The organism is Bradyrhizobium ganzhouense, from assembly GCF_049949285.1.
GTDB classification, from domain to species: Bacteria; Pseudomonadota; Alphaproteobacteria; order Rhizobiales; family Xanthobacteraceae; genus Bradyrhizobium; species Bradyrhizobium ganzhouense.
Genome location: NZ_CP181318.1, coordinates 6884849 through 6906160, shown reverse-complemented (window position 1 = coordinate 6906160; position 21312 = coordinate 6884849). Strand labels below are relative to the sequence as shown.

The following is a 21312-nucleotide window of genomic DNA, read 5'->3' as shown; positions in this document are numbered from 1 at the left end:
ATGCGCTTCATCCACCTTCTCGTCATCGGCGCGCTGATCTTCGCGGCCGCCTATGTCTACCGGATCAAGATGGACTCCACCGCACGCACCGAGAAGGTGCTGCGGCTGCACGCGGAGATCCGCGAGCAGCGTGACGCGATCGCGCAGCTGCGCTCCGAATGGGCCAAGCTCGATGCGCCCCTGCGGCTACAGGGCCTCTCCGAGCGGCATCTGCCGCTCAAGCCCGTCAACGGCACGCAATATGATTCAATGAAGAATCTGCCGGATCGTCCGCCGCGGATGTTCAGGCCGGGCGAGCCTGATCCGATCGGGTCCATGATCAATACCATCGAAGCTGCGAGCGATCCGGATAGCGTGACGGGCTCCGTGCCTCGGCCCGAGGACAAGCAATGAGCGCCGTTCCGGCCAAACCCGCCGCGCGGCCAGCTGAGCCCTGGCGTCAGCGTCTGATCCGCAGCCTGCTCTACGGGCGCAATGTCGATCGCGCCGCCAAGGCGCGCGCACGTGTCGGCCTCGCAATGCTGGCCTTTGCTGCGGTCTACGCCATGATCGGCGGGCGGCTCGTGATGTTCGCGATCGGCGCCGACGCCCACAGTGCGCGTCGTGCCGCTTCGCAGGAAGTGGTCGCGACCGCACGGCCCGACATCGTCGACCGCAACGGCGCGATCCTGGCGACCGACGTCAAGGCGTCGAGCCTGTTCGGCGAGCCACGCCGCATCATCGACAAGGACGAGGCGATCGAGCTTCTGACCGCGACCGTGCCCGACCTCGACGAGGCCGAAGTGCGCGAGCGCCTGTCGTCGCGCAAGGGTTTCGTCTGGCTCAAGCGCGAGATCACGGCGAAGCAGCAGGTGGACATCCATAAGCTCGGCATTCCCGGCATCGGCTTCCTGCGCGAGAACAAGCGCGTCTACCCGACCGGCAACGAGGTCGCCCACCTCATCGGTCTGGTCAACATCGACAACCAGGGCATCGCCGGCATGGAGAAGTGGCTCGACAATCAAGGGCTCGCCGATCTCCACCGTGCAGGCTTTGCCACCGACCGCCTGCAGAAGCCGATCGAGCTGTCGGTCGATTTGCGTGTCGAGCACGCGCTGCGCGACGAGCTCTTGAAGGCCAAGGAGAAGTTCCACACCAAGGCGGCCTCCGGGCTTGTCACCAACGTCAACACCGGCGAGATCATCGCGATGGTCTCGGTGCCGGATTTCGATCCGAACAATCCGAAGGAAGCGCACGACCCCGACCGCATCAACCGCCTGACCACCGGCGTTTACGAGATGGGCTCGACCTTCAAGGCCTTCACCCTCGCAATGGCGCTCGACACCGGCAAGTACGGTCTCGACTCGCTGTGGGATGCGCGCGGGCCGCTGCACTACGGCAAGTTCGCGATCCATGACGACGAGCCGAAAGGCCGCTTCCTGACGATGAAAGAAGTGTTCACCTTCTCCTCCAACGTCGGCGCGGCGCGGATCGCGCTGTCGCAGGGGGTTGAAGGGCACAAGGCGTTCCTGCGCAAGATGGGGCAGCTCGAGCGGCTGCGCACCGAGCTGCCGGAGAGCGCCTCGCCGATCCTGCCGCGGCGCTGGAGCGAGCTGAACACCATCACCATCGCGTTCGGCCACGGCATGGCGGTCGCGCCGCTGCAGGCCGTGATGGGCGTCAGCGCGCTCGCGAATGGCGGCCTGCTGATTCCTCCGACCTTCCTCAAGCGCTCCGAGGAGGAGGCGCGGGCGATCGCAAAGCGCGTGATCAAGCCCGAGACGTCGGACAAGATGCGCTTCTTGATGCGGCTGAACGCAGAGATCGGCACGGCGCGCAAGGCCGACGTGAAGGGCTATTATATCGGCGGCAAGACCGGCACCGCGGAAAAGGTGGTCAACGGCCGCTATGCCAAGAAGCGGGTGCTGACGGCGTTCACCGCGATCCTGCCGGCGGACAAGCCGAAATATCAGCTGCTGATCATGCTCGACGAGCCGCAGCCGCTGAAGGAAACCTACGGCTTCATCACGTCGGGCTGGAACGCTGTTCCCACCGCAGGCAACGTCATTACCCGTATCGGACCGCTCCTCGGTATCGAGCCCCGCTACGACCTGCCGCCTGCGGACCGCCTTATTCTTGCAGCATCCAGGACAACCCAGTAATCAATCGGGTAGGCCGTGGCCGCTGCTGAGTCGAGGATTTCCCTCAAGATTCGGCTTTCCGGCACGGCGACTGGAAGACCATGAAGCTGCGTGACCTCTTAGGCAATGATGCCGCGATCGAGCCCGCTGTTGCTGCGCTCGACGTGATCGGCATTGCCCTCGACAGCCGCGTGGTCAAGCCCGGCGATCTCTTCTTTGCGCTCGCCGGCAGCAAGACTGACGGCGCGCGCTTCGTCGATGCTGCGATTGCGGCCGGCGCGGTGGCCGTGGTCGGCGATCATGCGCCAGATGCCTGCAAGGTGCCGTTCGTCTCTGTCGTCAATCCGCGCCGCGCCCTCGCGCTGGCTGCCGCAAGATTTTTCCCGGCCCAGCCCGCGACGATCGCGGCTGTGACCGGAACCAGCGGCAAGACTTCCGTTGCCGCGTTCACGCGCCAGATCTGGGAGCGGCTGGGACACGCCTCGGCCAGCATCGGCACCATCGGCCTCGTCTCGCCGAAACGCACCGTCTACGGTTCGCTGACGACGCCGGATCCGATCGCGTTGCACCGGCAGCTCGATGAGATCGCGCGCGAGGGCGTGACGCATCTCGCCTTCGAAGCGTCGTCGCACGGCCTCGATCAATATCGCCTCGACGGTGTGCGCGTCTCCGCCGGAGGCTTCACCAATCTCTCGCGCGACCACATGGATTATCATCCGACAGTCGCGCATTATCTCGCAGCAAAACTCAGGCTGTTTCGCGAACTCGTGCCGCCGGGCGGCGCTGCGGTGATCTCGGCCGATCATGATTGCTCGGCCGAAGCGATCGATGCCGCGACCAGGCGCGGCCTGCATGTGATGGCGGTCGGCCGTCACGGCGACGGGGCAGGTGAGGGTATTCGTCTCACCGACGCCGTGGTCGAAGGCTTTTCGCAGACGCTGGCGCTCGAACATCGTGGCAAGCGCTATGCGGTCCGGCTGCCGCTGGTCGGCGAATTCCAGATCGAGAACGCGCTGGTGTCAGCAGGTCTTGCGATCGGCACTGGCAGCAATGCAACAGACGTGTTTGCGAGCCTCGAACATCTCGAAGGTGCCAAGGGCCGGCTCGAGCGCGTCGGCGAGCGCAACGGCGCGCCGATCTTCGTCGACTATGCGCACAAGCCCGATGCGCTGGCGAAAGCGTTGCAGGCGCTGCGTCCTTACGCCAAACGAAGACTGATCGTCGTATTCGGCGCCGGCGGCGATCGCGACGCCGGCAAGCGGCCGATCATGGGCGAGATCGCGGCTGAGAATGCCGATCGCGTCATCATCACTGACGACAATCCGCGCAGCGAGAAACCGGAAGCCATTCGCGCCGCGATCCTCGCGACTGCAAAGGGCGCGCGCGAAATCGGCGACCGCGCAGCCGCGATCCGCGCCGCGATCGAGGAACTGGAAGATGGCGATGCGCTGCTCGTCGCCGGCAAGGGCCACGAGACCGGGCAGATCGTCGGCGGCGAGGTGCTGCCGTTCAGTGATCACGAAGCGGTCGCCGCCGCACTAGCATCGAGGGTCGCATGAGCGCGCCAATATGGACGGTTGCCGAGGTGGCGCGCGCGCTTGGCGCGACCGGATCATTCCCGGACACCCCCATCGACTTCGTCACCCAGGACAGCCGCCTGGTAAAGCCGGGCAGCCTGTTCGTGGCGTTGAGTGGTACCCCGAGCGGCGGCTTCATCTCGGCCTTCGCCAGCGCGCGCGACGGCTGGGAGTTCGCGGACAAGGCGGAAGCCTCTGGCGCGGTCGCGATGATCGTGCCGCATGAGATCGCGGGCGTTCGCATTCCGCAGATCGTCGTGAAGGACACGCTGATCGACGGCCTCTGGGGCCTTGCGCGCGCCGCACGCGCGCGCTTCAACGGGCCGGTGATCGGGCTGACCGGCAGTGCCGGCAAGACCAGCACCAAGGAATTCATTGCGGCCTATCCCAACGCCTATGCGAGCCCGTCGAGCTTCAACAATTTCTGGGGCGTGCCGCTGACATTGTGCAACGCCCGGCCCGATGCCAGCCTCTGGGTCGTCGAGATGGGCATGAATCAGACGGGTGAGATCGCGCGGCTCAGCGAATTGACGCGGCCGACAGTTGCGCTCGTCGTCAATGTCCAGCCGGTGCATCTGGAAAAGCTCGGCTCGCTCGATGCTATCAGGCGCGAGAAGGTGTCGATCGCGCTCGGCCTGCCCTCGGATGGCGTGCTGGTGCTGCCGGCCGGGATCAAGGCGCCCGACTGGAAGGGCAAGGTGGTGCGCTTCGGCGAGAAGGCCGAGGTGCACGAGGTCGCCCACGCCCCGCATGGCGAGAGCTGGCAGGTCGTGGCCGCGATCGGCAAGAAGGAGATCGCCTTCAGCCTCACGCCGGGTGCACCGCACCGCGTGCAGAATGCGCTCGCCGCGCTCGCCTCGGTTCATGCTGCGCATCTCGATGTCGCGACGCTGGCGATCAAGCTCGATCGCGTCGGCATCATGACCGGCCGCGGCGTCGAGCAGGCGGTCGGCGGCGTCACCGTGATCGACGACAGCTTTAACGGTAATCCGGCGAGCGTTGCTGCCGCGCTGCAGAGTCTGCAGGCGCGCAATATGACCGGCGGCCGCCGCATTGCGGTGCTCGGCGACATGCTGGAACTGGGCGACGACGCACCAAGCTACCACACCGCGCTGAGCACGCATCTCGACGGCATCGACGGCATCTATTGCGTCGGGCCCTTGATGCGGCACCTCTATGACGCGCTTCCCGCCGGCAAAGGGCTCGGCTGGCACGACGACCCTGCCACGCTGAAGCCGGGTGAGGTCGCGAGCCTGCTGAAGGCAGGCGATGTCGTGGTTGTCAAGGGCAGCAAGAAGATGTTCTGGGTCAACAAGTTTGTGCCGGGCCTAGTGGCCGCCTTGCAGGCAAAGGCGTAAACTGCTTGGAAGGCGCTGTTCCCGAATCCCACCGTTTGCGGCGCCAACCCGGCAGGCTTCTTGCCGGCAGGTTTCTTTGAGGTCACCCGACCGATGATGAAGACCAGCGAATGCGCGTGAGGCGAAATCTGCGTCTGAACAAGCCTGCGTGCGAAAGGCGCCATAGGACCGTCTGAATGTTTTACTGGCTGATCGAGCTCTCCAACACATTTCCGGGCTTCGGTGCAGTGCGCACCGTTCTGAACGTCTTCCGCTACATCACCTTCCGCACCGGCGGCGCCGTCGTCACAGGCGCGCTGTTCGTGTTCCTGTTCGGGCCCTGGATCATCGATCATCTGCGCATCCGCCAGGGCAAGGGCCAGCCGATCCGCACCGACGGCCCGCAATCGCATCTGGCCAAGAAGGGCACGCCCACCATGGGTGGGCTGATGATTCTGTCCGGCCTCACGGTCGGCACGGTGCTGTGGGCCAACCCGCTCAATCCCTATGTCTGGATCGTGCTGGCGGTGACGCTCGGCTTCGGCTTCGTCGGCTTCTATGACGATTACCTCAAGGTGACCAAGCAGACCACGAGCGGGTTCGGCGGCAAGCTGCGTCTGCTGATCGAAGGGGTCATCGCGCTGGTCGCCTGCTATGCGCTGGTGCGGTTGAACCGCGATCCTGCGTCGACCGCGCTGACGATTCCCTTCCTGAAGGACACGGTGCTGCATTTCGGCTGGTTCTTCGTCGTGTTCGGCGCCTTCGTCATCGTCGGCGCCGGCAATGCGGTGAACCTCACCGACGGTCTCGACGGCCTCGCCATCGTGCCCGTGATGATCGCGACCGCGAGCTTTGCGATGATCGCCTATCTCGCCGGCAACGCGGTGTTCGCCGACTATCTCCAGATCAAATATGTCGCGGGCACCGGCGAGCTTGCGGTGCTCTGCGGCGCGCTCTTGGGCGCCGGCCTCGGCTTCCTCTGGTTCAACGCGCCGCCGGCCTCGATCTTCATGGGCGACACCGGCTCGCTCGCGCTCGGCGGCATGTTGGGCTCGATCGCGGTCGCGGTGAAGCACGAGATCGTGCTCGCGGTGATAGGCGGCCTGTTCGTGCTGGAGGCGGTCTCGGTCATCGTGCAGGTGGTGTCGTTCAAGCTCACGGGCAAGCGCATCTTCCGGATGGCGCCGATCCACCACCATTTCGAGCAGCTCGGCTGGACCGAGCCACAGATCGTGATCCGCTTCTGGATCATCTCGGTGATGCTGGCGCTCGCCGGCCTCTCCACGCTGAAGCTGCGCTGACGGTTCCCGCGATGATCCCGGTTACATCCTTTGCCGGCAAGACAGTCGCAGTGTTCGGCCTCGGCGGCTCGGGGCTCGCCTCCTGCCACGCGTTGAAGGCCGGCGGCGCCGAGGTGATCGCCGCCGACGACAATGCCGAGAACGTCGCCAAGGCGGCGCAGGCCGGGTTCATCACCGCAGATTTGCGCAACGTTTCCTGGGGCAATTTCGCTGCGCTCGTACTCGCGCCCGGCGTGCCGCTGACCCACCCGGTGCCGCACTGGAGCGTGCTGAAAGCGCGCGAGGCTGGCGTCGAGGTGATCGGCGATATCGAGCTGTTCTGCCGTGAGCGCCGACGGCACGCGCCGAACGCGCCGTTCATTGCGATCACCGGCACCAACGGCAAATCGACCACGACGGCTCTGATCGCGCATCTCACAAAGGTTGCGGGCTACGACACCCAGATGGGCGGAAATATCGGCACCGCGATCCTGTCGCTGGAGCCGCCGCGCACAGGCCGCGTCCACGTCATCGAGATGTCGTCCTACCAGATCGACCTCACGCCCTCGCTCGATCCCTCCGTCGGCATCCTGCTCAATGTCAGCGAAGACCACATCGATCGTCACGGCACCATCGAACATTATGCTGCGGTGAAGGAGCGCCTGGTTGCAGGCGTGCAGGCAGGCGGTACGTCGATCGTCGGCGTCGATGACGGCTATTGCCGCGACATCGCCGATCGGCTCGATCGCGCCGGCAAGAACGTGGTGCGCATCTCCGTCAGGAATCCGCTGGCGAGCGGTATCCATGTCGAGCATGGCACAATCGTGCGCACCTCCGGCGGCGCCCGCAGCGAGGTGGCAAAGCTCGGCGGCATCGGTTCGCTGCGCGGCCTGCACAATGCGCAGAACGCGGCGTGCGCGGCCGCTGCCGCGCTCGCGATGGGCATCGGCCTGGACGTGCTGCAGAACGGGTTGCGCAGCTTTCCGGGTCTCGCGCATCGCATGGAGCAGGTCGGCCGCCGCGGCAATGTGCTGTTCGTCAACGACTCCAAGGGCACCAACGCCGACGCCACCGCGCATGCGCTGTCGTCCTTTGCCGACATCTTCTGGATCGCCGGCGGCAAGCCGAAGGCGGGCGGCATCACTGGCTTGACCGGCTTCTTCCCGCGAATCCGCAAGGCCTATCTGATCGGTGAGGCCGCGCAGGAATTTTCGGGTACGCTCGGCTCGGTTGCACATGAGATCAGCCAGACGCTCGATGTGGCCGTCGAGCATGCCGCGCGCGACGCGGAAGCTTCGGGCCTGCAGGATGCGGTCGTACTTCTGTCGCCTGCCTGTGCCTCGTTCGACCAGTACCGCAACTTCGAGATCCGCGGCACAAAATTCCGCGAGCTAGTGCAGGCGCTGCCGGGTGTGAAGCCGGTGGTGTGAGAATGTCGCGGCGACGCTGGATCGGACTTGCCGTCGCCGCTCTTGCTGTCCCGGTCGGTTTCCTCTGTGTTGTTCTCATCGACAACGTCTTGCACGAGTTCGGCGCATGCCGCGTCGTTCGCCAGCGGGCATTTGCTTCCCCAAGCGGCAGTCAATTGGTTGTTGTGGTCTGGAAGTCGTGCGGGGCGACGATGCCCGACAGCACGCAAGCCAGCATCGTGGCGTGCGGTCGGACGTTCTCGCCCGAGAGCACGCCGACCTTTGTCAGCGTGCGAGGGCACCTTGATACGGTTGTCGCCTGGAGCAGCGAGCGGGCGGTCAGGATCGGTTTCATTCCCGAGGCCGGCGAGGTCTACAAGCGCGATCAGCGCGCGGGGGATGTCACGATCAGCTACGAATAGGGTGCTCATGTCCCGGACGCGGTGCGGCACCATAAGCGCGTTTACGCGCGTCTTCGGCGCGCTATGGTGACGCTCCGCAGAGCCGGGATCCAGGAGCGACAATGGGCCCCGGCTCTGCAGCGCACCGCAAGGGCGCTGCGCTGCGTCCGGGGCACGAGACTCTTCAAAACTTGAACGATCTATTAACCCTGCGGTAACCAACCTCGGCGACCAATGGACCGACCTCTGTCCGAAAGCGGCCGCCCATGCTCTCCCGTGAAGAACGCACCCCCTTTTCCGAGTGGTGGTGGACCGTCGACAAGCCGCTGTTCGGCGCGATCCTGGTGTTGATGCTGACCGGGGTCATCCTGTCGCTGGCGGCGAGCCCGCCGGTTGCGACCCGCATCGGGCTCGATCCCTTCCACTTCTTCAGCCGTCACGTGATGTTCCTGGCGCCGTCCTTCATGGTGCTGCTCGGGGTCTCCTTCCTATCGCCGCGCTCGATCCGGCGAAGCGCGCTGATCATCTTCACCATCAGCATCATCCTGATCGTGGTGACGCTCGCCATCGGCCCCGAGGTGAAGGGTTCGCGGCGCTGGATCACGCTGCTCGGCGTCAACATCCAGGCCTCCGAAATCGCAAAGCCGTCGTTCGTCGTCATCGCCGCCTGGCTGTTCGCTGAATCGACCAAGCGGCCGGAGATGCCCGCGACCTCGATGGCGCTGGTGCTGCTGCTGATGCTGGTCTCGCTGCTGGTGATGGAACCGGACTTCGGCCAGACCATGCTGATCCTGATGGTGTGGGGCTCGCTGTTCTTCATCGCGGGCATGCGCATGATCTGGGTGTTCGGTCTTGCGGGCCTCGGTGCGGCCGGCCTGTTCAGCGCCTATCTCTTTGTTCCCCACGTGGCCGGACGCATCAAGCGATTCATGAATCCGGCCTCCGGCGACACTTTTCAGGTCGATACCGCGATGGAGGCCTTCTACAACGGCGGCTGGTTCGGCCTCGGGCCGGGCGAGGGCATCGCCAAGCGTAGCCTGCCGGACAGCCATACCGACTTCGTGTTCGCGGTCGCCGCCGAAGAGTTCGGCATCATCCTGTGCCTCGCCATGCTGGCGCTGTTCGCCTTCGTCGTCATTCGTACGCTGTCGCGCGCCTACGCCAATGAGGACATGTTCTCGCGCTTTGCGGCCTCTGGGCTGGCGATCCTGTTCGGCGTGCAGGCTGCGATCAACATGTCGGTCAATCTCCAGCTCATTCCCGCCAAGGGCATGACGCTGCCCTTCATCTCCTATGGCGGCTCCTCGATCGTGTCGTTGGCTTACGGCGTCGGCATGATGCTGGCCCTGACGCGGCTGCGCCCGCGCACCGAGGTCGAGGCCAGCGGCCGCGCCGAGGCGATGCGGAGTTACGCGTAACAGGTCTTGTGTCCCGGACAAGCGAAGCGCAGATCCGGGACCCAGAGTGTCGCAGTCATGGGCCCCGGTTCAGCAGCGCACCACGTCGCGAAGGGCGACGCGCTGCGCCGCGCCCGGGGCACACGCATTGTGTAGCCGGCTCGCAATGACGAGAAAGACCTTGTAAAAGGCCTCTCCATGGACAATTCCCCCTTGATTCTTCTCGCCGCGGGCGGCACCGGCGGCCATCTGTTTCCGGCCGAGGCGCTCGGCGTCGAGTTGATCCGGCGCGGCTTTCGCGTGCGCCTCGTCACCGATGAGCGCGCGCTGCGCTACAGCGGGCTGTTCACCAAGGACATGATCGACGTCGTCGCGAGCGAGACCGCGCGCGGCCGCAATCCGCTTCAGCTCGCTTATGCCGGCCTCACGCTCGCCACCGGCACGCTGTCCGCTTACCGCCTGATCAAGCGGTTGAAGCCTGCTGCCGTGATCGGCTTCGGCGGCTATCCGACATTGCCGCCGCTGGTCGCGGCCAAATTCGCCGGCGTGCCCGGCATCATCCACGACGCCAATGCCGTGCTCGGCCGTGCCAATCGTTTCTTGTCGAGCCGCGTCCGCGCCATCGCGACGTCATTGCCGGGCGTGCTCGACCGCGATCCGGCGCTGGCAGCCAAGACCACGACGGTCGGCACGCCGATGCGGCCGGCGGTCCTTGCCGCTGCGGCCGTGCCCTATGCCGCACCTGAAGTGAATGGCCCGCTCCGCCTGCTCGTCGTCGGCGGCAGCCAGGGCGCGCGTATCATGGCCGACATCGTGCCGGGTGCGATCGAGCGGCTCGAGCCCGCGCTGTGGAGCCGGCTCATCGTCACCCAGCAGGTCCGGGACGAGGACATGACCCGCGTGCGTGCGGTCTACGACAAGCTCAAGATCAAGGCCGAGCTCGCGCCGTTCTTCGCGGATTTGCCGGCGCGGCTGGCCTCCAACCATCTGGTGGTGTCGCGCTCCGGCGCCGGCACCGTCGCCGAGCTCGCGGCGATCGGGCGGCCTTCGATCCTGGTGCCGCTGCCGGGTGCGATCGACCAGGACCAGTTCGCCAATGCCGGCGTGCTGGCCAAGGTCGACGGCGCCATCCGCATCCCGCAGACCGAGTTCACCCCGGATCGTCTCGCGGCGGAGATCTCCGGTTTCGCGGCCGAGCCCGCGCGCCTTGGCGCCATGGCGGCCGCGGCGAAAGGGGCAGGCCGGCTCGATGCCGCCGAGCGGCTGGCCGATCTGGTGGTCAAAGTCGCGGGAATCTGACGCGAAACGGGCAATTTCCATAGTTTTACCGTCATGGCCGGGCTTGTCCCGGCCATCCACGTCTTGCAAGAAAGACGCTAGGATTCGTGGATGCCCGGGACAAGCCCGGGCATGACGACGGAACCATAGGATAAAGCATGAGACTGCCGCGGGAGATCGGACCCATCCACTTCGTCGGGATCGGCGGGATCGGCATGAGCGGTATCGCCGAGGTGCTGGTCAATCTCGGCTATGCCGTGCAGGGCTCGGATGCCTCCGACAATTACAATCTCGATCGCCTGCGCAAGAAGGGCGCAAAGGTTTCGGTCGGCCACAAGGCGGAGAATGTCGACGGCGCTGAAGTCGTCGTCGTGTCCACCGCGATCAAGCGCGACAATCCGGAATTGATGGCGGCACGCGAGCGGCGCATTCCCGTGGTACGCCGTGCCGAGATGCTGGCCGAATTGATGCGGCTGAAGAGCTGCGTCGCGATTGCCGGCACGCATGGCAAGACCACGACGACGACGATGGTCGCAACCCTGCTCGATGCCGGCGGGCTCGATCCCACCGTGATCAACGGCGGCATCATCAACGCCTACGGCTCCAACGCACGTCTCGGCGCCGGCGACTGGATGGTGGTGGAAGCCGACGAGAGCGACGGCACGTTCCTGAAGCTGCCGACCGATGTCGCGATCGTCACCAATGTCGATCCCGAGCATCTCGATCACTTCAAGACATTTGACGCCGTACAGGACGCCTTCCGCCATTTCGTCGAGAACCTGCCGTTCTACGGCTTCGCCGTGATGTGCATCGATCATCCCGTCGTGCAGAACCTCGTCGGCAAGATCGAGGATCGTCGCATCATCACTTACGGCGAAAATCCGCAGGCCGACGCGCGGCTCGTCGATCTCACCCCGATGGGCGGCGGATCGAAGTTCAAGGTCGCGTTCCACAATCGCAAGACCGGAGCCGTGCACGAGATCGCCGATCTCATGCTGCCGATGCCGGGGCGCCACAACGCCTCGAACGCGACGGCTGCGATCGCGGTCGCGCGCGAGCTTGGCGTGTCCGACGATGCGATCCGCAAGGCGATCGCCGGCTTCGGCGGCGTCAAGCGTCGTTTCACCAAGACAGGCGAATGGAACGGCGTCACCGTGATCGACGATTACGGTCATCATCCGGTCGAGATCGCAGCGGTGCTAAAGGCGGCGCGGGAATCCACCAACGGCAAGATCGTTGCCGTGGTGCAGCCGCATCGCTACACCCGGCTGCAATCGCTGTTCGAGGAGTTCTGCACCTGCTTCAACGACGCCGATGCAGTGGTCGTCGCCGACGTCTATGCCGCGGGCGAGACGCCGATCGACGGCATCGACCGCGATCATTTCGTCGCGGGCCTGCGCGCACATGGCCACCGCGAGGTGATCCCGCTGCCGGGGGCGACGGAGCTCGCGGGCATCGTCAAAGGGCTCGCCAAGTCGGGTGATCTCGTCGTGTGCTTGGGTGCCGGCAACATCACGCAATGGGCGTACGCACTGCCGGACCAATTGAAGGCGCTGGGGTAGGGCGGTGAGCTTCCCCGACATCACGCCCGAGCTCAAAGCCGCGATGCCGGACCTTCGCGGGCGGTTGCTTGCCAACCAGTCGCTGGCCGAGCTCACCTGGTTTCGCGTCGGCGGTCCGGCGCAGGTGCTGTTCACGCCGGCGGATGAGGATGATCTCGCTTATTTCCTCGCGCATCTCGCTGGCGACATCCCGGTCTATGTCGTCGGTGTCGGCTCCAACCTCATCGTGCGCGACGGCGGCATTGCCGGCGTGGTGATCCGGCTGGCGCCGCGCGCTTTTGGTGAGGCCACTGCGAGCGGTGATGTCGTGACCGCGGGCGCGGCCGCCCTGGATAAGCGTGTCGCGGAGGTCGCGGCCTCTGCCAGTATCGGCGGGCTCGAATTCTATTTCGGCATTCCCGGCACGATCGGCGGTGCGCTGCGCATGAACGCGGGCGCCAATGGCGGCGAGACCAAGGACGTGCTGATCGAGGCGCGCGGCGTTGGCCGCGACGGCGCGAAGCAAATCTTCTCCAACGCCGACATGAAATTCGTCTACCGCAACAGCGGCGTCGACCCCTCCATCATCTTCACCTCCGCCCGCTTTCGCGGCGAGATCAGGGATGCGGAAGTCATCCGCGCGCGGATGGCGGAGGTGCAGACCCATCGCGAGACCGCACAGCCGATCCGTGAAAAGACCGGCGGGTCGACCTTCAAGAACCCGCCCGGCCATTCCGCCTGGAGGCTGGTCGACGCCGCCGGCTGCCGCGGCCTGCGCATCGGCGGCGCGCGGGTCTCCGAGATGCACTGCAATTTCCTGATCAACACGGGCGATGCCACCGCGCACGACATCGAGACGCTGGGCGAGACCGTGCGCGAACGCGTGAAGGCGAATTCCGGAATTGAGCTGCACTGGGAAATCAAGCGGATTGGAATTCCCGGCTAATTGGACAGGCGACGAGAGAATATGCGCATCACCATCCTCTTCGGCGGCTCCAACCGCGAACGTCTGGTTTCCGTCGCCTCAGCCCAGGCGCTGCATCTGGCGCTGCCCGAGGCCGATCTCTGGTGGTGGGACGTCGAGGACAAGGTGCACGTCGTGCAGTCCAAGCAGCTGCTCGAACATTCCCGGCCCTTTGAGGACGAGTTCAAGCCGGGCACATCAGGCATTCCGCTGGCGCAAGCGCTCGACAAGGCCAAGGCGGAAGACCGCGTTCTCGTGCTCAGCCTGCATGGCGGCAGCGCCGAGAACGGTGAATTGCAGGTGATGTGTGAAGTGCGCGGCGTGCCGTTCACCGGCTCCGGCTCGGCCTCCTCGCATCTCGCCTTCGACAAGATCGCCGCCAAGCGCTTTGCCGCGCTCGGTGGTGTGATGCCGCCTGAGGGCATCGCGCTCGAGAATATCGATGATGCCTTCGCCGAATATGGAAGGCTGATCGCAAAGCCGGCGCGCGACGGCTCCAGCTATGGCCTGATCTTCGTCAACGCCAGGCAGGATCTCGTCGCCGTCCGCAATGCGGCCAAGCACGAAGAGTATGTGATCGAGCCCTACATCGCCGGCGTCGAGGCGACCTGCGGCGTGCTGGAGCGCACCGACGGGTCAATCATCTCGCTGCCGCCGATCGAGATCATTCCCGGTGAGGGCAATTTCGACTACGCCGCAAAATATCTTTTGAAGTCGACCCAGGAGATCTGCCCGGGCCGCTTCACCGCCGAGGTCACCGCTGCGCTCAAGACCCAGGCGATGCTGGCGCATCGTGCGATGTCCTGCACCGGCTACTCCCGCTCCGACTTCATCGTCTCGGAGAAAGGGCTGGTCTATCTCGAGACCAACACGCTGCCCGGGCTGACCAAGTCCTCGCTCTACCCCAAGGCGCTGAAAGCCGAGGGCATCGCATTCGTCGACTTCCTCCGCGACCTGATCGAGCTGGCGGTGCGGCGGGTGCGGAAATAGTTAGGATTGGTTAACGGCTGAACGGGCGAAAACGGCCGGTTTGCTGCCCAAAACCGGTAAAATGCCGGACATCGTGGCACAACTGCCTCACAGAGCTGGGCAAAAAGCATTCTTCGTTAACGAACTTTACCTTTTGTTTACCAGGAAGTCCGAAGGTTAACGCTGGCGGCGCATATGGCGTTTGGGCTGCCGGCGCGTGAGCCGTTTCGGGATGTATCCGACCGGCGAACGCTTTGAAGGGGAGCGGTTTCTTCTGCCGAAGACCAGTACCCGGCCCGGCAAGTCCGAGACGTCATGTTCGCCAGGACCCGCGCGGTGTCGTGGGCAAACTGTTGACGAGCTCGTGCAATGGATGGTGCAGGAAGCCTCACTCGGTCGTATTTGAGATCGCTGAGGCCCCAAGCTGACCTGAAGGCGGCCGCTATCGGAGCGGTCGTGCTTCTGCGCGAGTGGGTCCAGGACAAGCGCGCTGAGACGCGCGCTGCTGCCAAGCAAAAAATCAAGGCCAAGGCCGTCGTCGAGCGCGAGCCACCGCCGCGCCTGGTCGCGCTGGTCGAGCGCTATCTGCCGCGCCGGGTCGGGATCACCATGACTGTGCTGCTGCTGATCGGAAGCTGCGGCCTCGGCATCGTCAAGGGCGGCCATCTCCAGGATTTCATCACCGCGGTCAGCGACGCGCGCAACGCCATGGCCAATTCGGCCGGCTTCCGCATCACCTCGGTCGTGATCAACGGCCGCAAGCAGCTCAGCCAGGACGAGATCCTCGCGATCGGCGGTGTCAGCGGCCGCTCGTCGCTGCTGTTCCTCGATGCCGACGACGTTCGCGACAAGCTCAAGGCCAATCCCTGGATTGCTGACGCGACCGTGCTGAAGCTCTATCCGGGCCAGCTCATGATCGAGATCACCGAGCGCAAGGCGTTCGCGCTGTGGCAGGAGGCCGGCCGGCTCTCCGTCATCGCCGACGACGGCGCGCTGCTTGAGCCCTATGTCTCGCGCCGGTTCCTGTCGCTGCCGCTCGTGGTCGGCAAGGGCGCCGAGACGCAGGCCCGCGACTTCCTCGCGCTGCTTGCCCGTTATCCGCAGGTGAACTCGGTGACCAAAGCCGCGATCTACGTCGGAGAGCGGCGCTGGAACCTGAGGCTGAAGGACGGCCTCGACATCCGCCTTCCGGAGCAGGATGTCGGCAACGCACTCGCCGCGCTCTCCAAGCTCGATAAGGACGACAGGCTGTTCTCGAAGGATATCGTCGCGATCGACATGCGGCTGCCCGACCGTCTGGTGGTGCAGCTGTCCGATGACGCCGCCAAGGCGCGCGAAGACCTGTTCAAGGACAAGAAGAAAAAGAAGGCCGGGGACGCCGCATGACCGGTCTTGATCGCACCCAGACGCCGAAGACGCGCCCGATGCCGCACAAGCGCGGCGGCCTCGTTGCCTGCCTCGACATCGGCACCAGCAAGATCGCCTGCATGATCGCGCGGCTGAAGCCGTCGGCGCCGAGCGAGGCCCTGCGCGACCGCACCCATGCGGTGGAACTGATCGGTTACAGCCAGATCCAGTCGCGCGGCATGAAGGCCGGCGCGGTGGTCGATCTCGCCGAATGCGAGCAGGCGGTGCGCCAGGCCGTAGGCCTTGCCGAGAAAATGGCCAAGGTCCGGGTCGAGTCGGTTTTGCTGTCGGTCTCCGGCGGTCGTCTCGCGGGCCAGCTGGTCGAAGCCGCAGCCGATATCCGTGGCGGCGCGGTGACGCCGGCCGATGTCAGCCGCGTCACCTCCACCGGCATGCGCCACGCCACCGGCGAAGGCCGCACCGTGCTGCACGCGCTGCCGGTTGGTTACACGCTCGATGGCGTCAAGGGCATCCGCGATCCCCGCGGCATGGTCGCGCATCAATTCGGCGTCGACATGAACGTCGTCACCTGCGACGCCACCGTGGCGCGGAACCTGATGCTGGCGGTGGAACGCTGCCACATCAACGTCGAAGCCATGGCAGCGAGCCCTTATGTGGCCGGCCTGTCGGTGCTGACCGACGACGAGGCCGATCTCGGCGCTGCCGTGGTCGAGATGGGCGCGGGCACCACCACCATCGCGGTCTATGCCGGCGGCCGCTTCGTGCACGCGGCCGGATTTGCGGTCGGCGGGCAACATATCACGATGGATCTCGCGCGCGGACTCTCGGCGACCATTGCCGACGCCGAGCGAATCAAGACGTTATACGGCACCGTCATCACCGGCGGATCGGACTCGCGTGAGCTGATGTCTGTACCGACAGCCGGTGACGACCAGGATCTGCCGCAGATCGTTTCACGCGCCACCATCGCCAACATCGTCAAGCACCGTGCCGAGGAAGTCTTCGAAATGGTTCGGGACAAGCTGAAGGATTCGCCCTTCGCGGCAGAGCCCAAGGGCCGTGTCGTGCTCTCCGGCGGCGCCTCGCAGCTCACCGGCCTCGTCGAACTCGGCACCCAGATTCTCGGCCGGCCCGTGCGGGTCGGACGTCCGCTCGGCTTTGGCCGGCTGCCCAACGAGGCGAAGAACGCCGCGTTCGCGGTGCCGGCCGGACTTCTCGTCTACCCGCAATATGTTCACCACGAACATGTCGAACCGCGGCATACGCGGCAGCAGGTCAAGACAGGAACGGGCGGTTATTTCGGAAAGGTCGGACGATGGCTACGCGAGGGCTTCTGATGACCGTTTTCCGCAATTGTCGATTTTCACCAACTCCCGCGGCCGCAGGCCGGGGCGAACCCACGCGCGCGTGATCGAGAGGCAAACATGACCATCAGCATCAACGTTCCTGATATTCACGAGTTGAAGCCCCGCATCACCGTGTTCGGCGTCGGCGGCGCCGGTGGCAACGCCGTCAACAACATGATCACGGCCGGCCTCCAGGGCGTCGACTTCGTGGTCGCCAACACCGACGCGCAGGCGCTGACGATGTCGAAGGCGCAGCGCATCGTGCAGATGGGCACCGCGGTGACGCAGGGCCTCGGCGCCGGCTCGCAGCCGAACGTCGGCGCTGCCGCAGCGGAAGAAGTCATCGACGAGCTGCGCGACCATCTCTCGGGCGCCAACATGGTGTTCGTCACCGCCGGCATGGGCGGCGGCACCGGCACCGGCGCTGCTCCGGTCATCGCCAAGACCGCGCGCGACATGGGCATCCTCACCGTCGGCGTCGTGACCAAGCCGTTCCACTTCGAGGGCGGCCGCCGCATGCGCACCGCCGAAGCCGGCATCAACGAGCTTCACAAGGTCGTCGACACGCTCCTGATCATCCCGAACCAGAACCTGTTCCGGGTTGCCAACGAGAAGACCACCTTCGCCGACGCCTTCGCGATGGCCGACCAGGTGCTCTACTCGGGCGTCGCCTGCATCACCGATTTGATGGTCAAGGAAGGCCTGATCAACCTCGACTTCGCCGACGTCCGCGCCGTCATGCGCGAGATGGGCAAGGCGATGATGGGTACCGGCGAAGCCTCCGGCGACAAGCGCGCGCTGACCGCCGCTGAGGCCGCGATCGCCAACCCGCTGATCGACGACTCTTCGATGAAGGGCGCCAAGGGCCTCCTCATCTCTATCACCGGCGGCAAGGACCTCACCCTGTTCGAGGTCGACGAAGCTGCGACCCGCATCCGCGAGGAAGTCGACCAGGACGCCAATATCATTGTCGGCGCCACCTTCGACGAAGCGCTCGACGGCCTGATCCGCGTCTCGGTCGTCGCCACCGGCATTGAGCAGGCCGCGATCGCCCGCACCACCCAGGGCACCAGCGCGCCGGTCGCAAACGCCGCGCCGCAGCAGGCTCCCGCGCCTCCGGCCGCAGCTGCCGAGAGCCGTCTCGCCGACCTGACCGCGCGGCTCCGCGCCGACAACCAGCGTTTGGCCGAGCGCGCCCAGAAGCTGGAATCGCAGGTCCCGGGCGCAGCACCGGCCGCGCCCGTCGCGCCACGTCCCAATGTCGAACGTGCGGCGCTTGCGGCCATCGCGGCTGCCGTTTCCGAAGGCCCGCAGGCGCCCGCGCCGATGCAGACCTATGGTGACGTCACCGTGCGCCCGATCGCGCAGAAGCCCACGCTGTTTCCGGACCCCGAGCAGGCGCCGGTTGCCATGCATGAGCCGATGACGCCGGAAACCTTCATCCCGCCGCAGGCCGAGCGTGCCCCGGCCCGCGCCCCGCGCATGCCGCGCCTTGAGGAGCTGCCGATGCCGGCCCAGGCCGAGCTGCGTCAGGCCCGTGGTGAGGTTGAGGAGGAAACGCCGCAGAAGACCCGCCTGTCACTGCTGCAGCGCCTCGCCAATGTCGGCCTCGGCCGTCGCGACGAGGAGACCGAGGCCCCGATCGCCGCCCGCACCGCCGGTCCCGCCATGCCGGCGCTGCCCGAGCGTAAGGCGCAGCGGACGGTACAGCAGCAGATCGCCGCCAGCGAACCGGTGTCGGAATATGCCCGCCGGCCCGCGCCGCAAGGTCTCGACGCCCATGGCCGCCCGGCACCTGTTGCGCCGGCGCCACAGGGAGACGACCATCTTGATATCCCGGCCTTCCTGCGCCGGCAGGCGACCTGAGAATTGTTACAATAAGGCAGACGCAGAGAGGCCCCGGCGGGAAGCTTGCCGGGGCCTTTCCTTTTGGCCCGCGCGTATCCGGATTGCGCGTTCAAGCAACTGATTTTAAATCATTAATTACCGGTTCGGTGCTTCAGTAAGGCTGCCGATAAGTGCCCCAAACCCCGGCGCAATTTGGTTAAGCCTTGGCGCGAATACGGCCGGTTTGGGGTAACAATCGGTAAAAAAGCGTGAGTTGGCGCTGTTTAAGGCAGTGACTATGGTTCAGCGTGACTTGGGGATACGGAGATTCGGACGGTCGATCTCGATCGATCAGTCGGGTTCAGTATAAGTCGCAGTGGGTCGTAGTGGGGCGGGTTCCTGATGAAATTTAGCCGGCAAACAACGCTTCGTGCGCAAGCCACCGTGGCCGGCGTCGGCGTTCATTCCGGTCTTCCCGTCACTCTCACGCTCGGACCTGCACCTGTCGATGCAGGTCTCATTTTTGTCCGCACCGGGCTCGAGGGATGTGACCGCGAGATTCAGGCGACCGCCGAGCATGTGGTCGCGACCGACCTCGCAACCGTCCTCGGGGATCGCAGCGGTCCGCTGATCTCCACTGCCGAGCACGTACTGGCTGCGCTGCGGGGCATGGGTGTCGACAACGCCACCATCGAGGTCGACGGTCCCGAAGTACCGATCATGGACGGCAGCGCCGCTGCGTTCATTGCGGCGATTGATCAGGCCGGCATCGTCACCCAGTCGGCGCAGCGCCGGTTCATCCAGGTTTTGAAGCCGATCTCGGTCAAGATCGGCGACTCCTTCGGCGAGATCCGGCCCTACGCCAACGGCTTCCGCGCCGAGGTCGAGATCGACTTCACCAATCCCGTCATCGGCCAACAGAGCTACGGCTTCGACGTGAGCCCCGAGCGCTTCCGCCGCGAAGTTGGCCGTGCCCGGACCTTCGGTCTGATGGGCGATGTTGCCCGGCTTTGGAGCGCCGGCTATGCGCTCGGCGCCTCCTTTGAAAATACCGTCGTGTTCGACGACGAGCGGCTGCTCAACACCGAGGGCCTGCGTTACGCCGACGAATGCGCCCGCCACAAGGTGCTGGACGTGATCGGCGATCTCGCGCTGGCCGGCCTGCCGCTGCTCGGCGCCTATCGCTCGGTGCGTGGCGGCCACAAGCTCAACCACGCCGTCCTGACCGCATTGCTCGCCGACCGAACCGCCTGGCGGGTGGTCGAGGGCGAAGTGGCCCGCCGCACTACGCGTGGCGTGGCCGAGGTCGGCAGCGGTATCGTTGGTGGCCGGGTCGCCGCGGCCTATGGGCCAGACGTGTCCTGAAGCCTGCTGCGCCGGGCGTTTTACCCAGGAAACTCCTGGTAACCATGATCGACTAGGATTGCGGCGTTTTCGCCTTAATCCGGGCGGAATGCCTGCCTATCCGATGGGTTAACAATCGTTTTTCGGTTACACCGACGTGGTCGCATCATGGCAGGCACCACGGTCACATTCCGCGCCCGTGACGGGGATCATGGGCTGGCGGGCACCGCATCACAGGGCGTCAGGTCTTAAATTCATGTCGGCAGAGCGTATGACGCGCGGATATCTCTTGGTTTCACCGCGAGCCCGTGGGCTGCTTCAGGCCGCGGCCCTCTTCGCGCTCGCGTTGCCGCTGGCCGGCTGCGGCACCGGCTCGCTCTGGGACAAGTTCACCAACAAGGACGATACCTTCGTCGAGGAGCCTGCCGACAAGATCTACAATGAGGGCTTGTACCTCATGAACGAAAAGAAGGACATGAAGGCGGCGAACAAGAAGTTCGAAGAGGTCGACCGCCAGCATCCTTATTCCGACTGGGCGCGCAAATCGCTGCTGATGTCGGCCTACGCGTCCTACCAGGGCGGCGACTATGACAGCTGCATCGGCGCCGCCACCCGCTACGTCACCCTGCATCCCGGCAGCCCGGACGCCGCTTACGCGCAATACCTGATCGCCGCCTCGCATTACGATCAGATCCCGGACATCAGCCGCGACCAGGCCCGCACCGAGAAGGCGATCGCCTCGCTGGAAGAGGTGGTGCGCAAATATCCGACGTCCGAATATGCGACCTCCGCCAAGGCCAAGATCGAGGGCGCGCGCGACCAGCTCGCCGGCAAGGAAATGAATGTCGGCCGCTACTACATGCAGAAGCGCGACTACACGGCGGCGATCAACCGCTACAAGGCCGTGGTGACGCAGTACCAGACCACGCGCCACGTCGAGGAGGCGCTCTACCGTCTCACCGAAGCCTATATGTCGATCGGCATTGTCGGCGAGGCCCAGACCGCGGCCGCCGTGCTCGGGCATAATTTTCCCGACAGCCGGTGGTACAAGGACGCCTATAATCTTGTAAAATCCGGCGGTCTCGAGCCGAGCGAGAATCAGGGGTCCTGGATCAGCCGGACCTTCAAGGGGATAGGCCTCTAGGTCTCGGCTA

17 protein-coding genes are annotated in these 21312 nt (G+C 65.3%); all 17 read left to right on the top strand.

All coding sequences use genetic code 11. From position 1 onward, the window contains the following. The 17 genes from ftsL (at position 1) to ACLFLU_RS31910 (ending at position 21302) form a co-directional block, all read left to right on the top strand. The gene (gene ftsL / locus ACLFLU_RS31990; RefSeq protein WP_426408701.1) at positions 1–393 is read left to right on the top strand and encodes a cell division protein FtsL; all 393 of its coding nucleotides are present in this window, start codon (positions 1–3) and stop codon (positions 391–393) included. Then, positions 390–2141, top strand: coding sequence for a peptidoglycan D,D-transpeptidase FtsI family protein (locus tag ACLFLU_RS31985; RefSeq protein ID WP_426408700.1), 1752 nt, complete (start codon positions 390–392; stop codon positions 2139–2141). Before ftsL ends, ACLFLU_RS31985 begins: the two co-directional genes overlap by 4 nt. Before the next feature lie 80 nt (positions 2142–2221). Continuing rightward, positions 2222–3679, top strand: a complete 1458-nt coding sequence (locus ACLFLU_RS31980) for a UDP-N-acetylmuramoyl-L-alanyl-D-glutamate--2,6-diaminopimelate ligase (protein ID WP_426408699.1) — start codon at positions 2222–2224, stop codon at positions 3677–3679. Continuing rightward, positions 3676–5055, top strand: coding sequence for a UDP-N-acetylmuramoyl-tripeptide--D-alanyl-D-alanine ligase (locus ACLFLU_RS31975; protein WP_426408698.1), 1380 nt, complete (start codon positions 3676–3678; stop codon positions 5053–5055). The genes ACLFLU_RS31980 and ACLFLU_RS31975 overlap by 4 nt, the downstream gene beginning before the upstream one ends. 176 nt (positions 5056–5231) lie before the next feature. Then, positions 5232–6335: a phospho-N-acetylmuramoyl-pentapeptide-transferase gene (gene mraY / locus ACLFLU_RS31970; protein WP_426408697.1), complete on the top strand. Its 1104-nt coding sequence runs from the start codon at positions 5232–5234 to the stop codon at positions 6333–6335. An 11-nt stretch (positions 6336–6346) separates the two neighbouring features. Beyond that, positions 6347–7744 (top strand): UDP-N-acetylmuramoyl-L-alanine--D-glutamate ligase, encoded by a 1398-nt coding sequence (murD, locus tag ACLFLU_RS31965; RefSeq protein ID WP_426408696.1) that lies wholly within the window; start codon positions 6347–6349, stop codon positions 7742–7744. A 2-nt stretch (positions 7745–7746) separates the two neighbouring features. Further along, positions 7747–8145 (top strand): hypothetical protein, encoded by a 399-nt coding sequence (locus ACLFLU_RS31960; protein WP_426408695.1) that lies wholly within the window; start codon positions 7747–7749, stop codon positions 8143–8145. Between the two features lie 245 nt (positions 8146–8390). Next, a complete protein-coding gene (ftsW, locus tag ACLFLU_RS31955) occupies positions 8391–9542 on the top strand; it encodes a putative lipid II flippase FtsW (RefSeq protein WP_426408694.1) in 1152 nt (383 codons plus the stop codon). A gap of 177 nt (positions 9543–9719) precedes the next feature. Then, on the top strand, positions 9720–10820 hold the full coding sequence (murG, locus tag ACLFLU_RS31950) for an undecaprenyldiphospho-muramoylpentapeptide beta-N-acetylglucosaminyltransferase (protein WP_426408693.1): 1101 nt from the start codon (positions 9720–9722) through the stop codon (positions 10818–10820). Positions 10821–10957: 137 nt separating this feature from the next. Continuing rightward, entirely contained in the window at positions 10958–12361 is a 1404-nt protein-coding gene (gene murC / locus ACLFLU_RS31945) for a UDP-N-acetylmuramate--L-alanine ligase (RefSeq protein WP_426408692.1), read from the top strand. Between the two features lie 4 nt (positions 12362–12365). Next, complete coding sequence (murB, locus tag ACLFLU_RS31940) at positions 12366–13286, top strand: UDP-N-acetylmuramate dehydrogenase (RefSeq protein WP_426408691.1); 921 nt, start codon at positions 12366–12368, stop codon at positions 13284–13286. A gap of 21 nt (positions 13287–13307) precedes the next feature. Beyond that, positions 13308–14294, top strand: coding sequence for a D-alanine--D-alanine ligase family protein (locus ACLFLU_RS31935; protein ID WP_426408690.1), 987 nt, complete (start codon positions 13308–13310; stop codon positions 14292–14294). 348 nt (positions 14295–14642) lie between these two features. Beyond that, positions 14643–15659, top strand: coding sequence for a cell division protein FtsQ/DivIB (locus tag ACLFLU_RS31930; protein ID WP_426408689.1), 1017 nt, complete (start codon positions 14643–14645; stop codon positions 15657–15659). Beyond that, entirely contained in the window at positions 15656–16978 is a 1323-nt protein-coding gene (gene ftsA / locus ACLFLU_RS31925; RefSeq protein ID WP_426408688.1) for a cell division protein FtsA, read from the top strand. The genes ACLFLU_RS31930 and ftsA overlap by 4 nt, the downstream gene beginning before the upstream one ends. A gap of 87 nt (positions 16979–17065) precedes the next feature. Beyond that, complete coding sequence (gene ftsZ / locus ACLFLU_RS31920; RefSeq protein ID WP_426408687.1) at positions 17066–18853, top strand: cell division protein FtsZ; 1788 nt, start codon at positions 17066–17068, stop codon at positions 18851–18853. Between the two features lie 363 nt (positions 18854–19216). Further along, positions 19217–20179, top strand: coding sequence for a UDP-3-O-acyl-N-acetylglucosamine deacetylase (lpxC, locus tag ACLFLU_RS31915; RefSeq protein WP_426408686.1), 963 nt, complete (start codon positions 19217–19219; stop codon positions 20177–20179). 235 nt (positions 20180–20414) lie between these two features. Further along, entirely contained in the window at positions 20415–21302 is an 888-nt protein-coding gene (locus ACLFLU_RS31910; protein WP_426408685.1) for an outer membrane protein assembly factor BamD, read from the top strand. The last annotated feature ends 10 nt before the right edge of the window (positions 21303–21312 follow it).

Bases quoted from the DNA above. Each gene is read 5' to 3' on its own strand.
- ACLFLU_RS31985 (WP_426408700.1), top strand. From the start codon at position 390: ATGAGCGCCGTTCCGGCCAAACCCGCCGCGCGGCCAGCTGAGCCCTGG.
- murG (WP_426408693.1), top strand. From the start codon at position 9,720: ATGGACAATTCCCCCTTGATTCTTCTCGCCGCGGGCGGCACCGGCGGC.
- ACLFLU_RS31960 (WP_426408695.1), top strand. From the start codon at position 7,747: ATGTCGCGGCGACGCTGGATCGGACTTGCCGTCGCCGCTCTTGCTGTC.
- mraY (WP_426408697.1), top strand. From the start codon at position 5,232: ATGTTTTACTGGCTGATCGAGCTCTCCAACACATTTCCGGGCTTCGGT.
- ftsL (WP_426408701.1), top strand. From the start codon at position 1: ATGCGCTTCATCCACCTTCTCGTCATCGGCGCGCTGATCTTCGCGGCC.
- murC (WP_426408692.1), top strand. From the start codon at position 10,958: ATGAGACTGCCGCGGGAGATCGGACCCATCCACTTCGTCGGGATCGGC.
- ACLFLU_RS31910 (WP_426408685.1), top strand. From the start codon at position 20,415: ATGTCGGCAGAGCGTATGACGCGCGGATATCTCTTGGTTTCACCGCGA.
- ftsW (WP_426408694.1), top strand. From the start codon at position 8,391: ATGCTCTCCCGTGAAGAACGCACCCCCTTTTCCGAGTGGTGGTGGACC.
- ACLFLU_RS31975 (WP_426408698.1), top strand. From the start codon at position 3,676: ATGAGCGCGCCAATATGGACGGTTGCCGAGGTGGCGCGCGCGCTTGGC.
- ftsZ (WP_426408687.1), top strand. From the start codon at position 17,066: ATGACCATCAGCATCAACGTTCCTGATATTCACGAGTTGAAGCCCCGC.
- lpxC (WP_426408686.1), top strand. From the start codon at position 19,217: ATGAAATTTAGCCGGCAAACAACGCTTCGTGCGCAAGCCACCGTGGCC.
- ACLFLU_RS31980 (WP_426408699.1), top strand. From the start codon at position 2,222: ATGAAGCTGCGTGACCTCTTAGGCAATGATGCCGCGATCGAGCCCGCT.
- ftsA (WP_426408688.1), top strand. From the start codon at position 15,656: ATGACCGGTCTTGATCGCACCCAGACGCCGAAGACGCGCCCGATGCCG.
- ACLFLU_RS31935 (WP_426408690.1), top strand. From the start codon at position 13,308: ATGCGCATCACCATCCTCTTCGGCGGCTCCAACCGCGAACGTCTGGTT.
- ACLFLU_RS31930 (WP_426408689.1), top strand. From the start codon at position 14,643: ATGGATGGTGCAGGAAGCCTCACTCGGTCGTATTTGAGATCGCTGAGG.
- murD (WP_426408696.1), top strand. From the start codon at position 6,347: ATGATCCCGGTTACATCCTTTGCCGGCAAGACAGTCGCAGTGTTCGGC.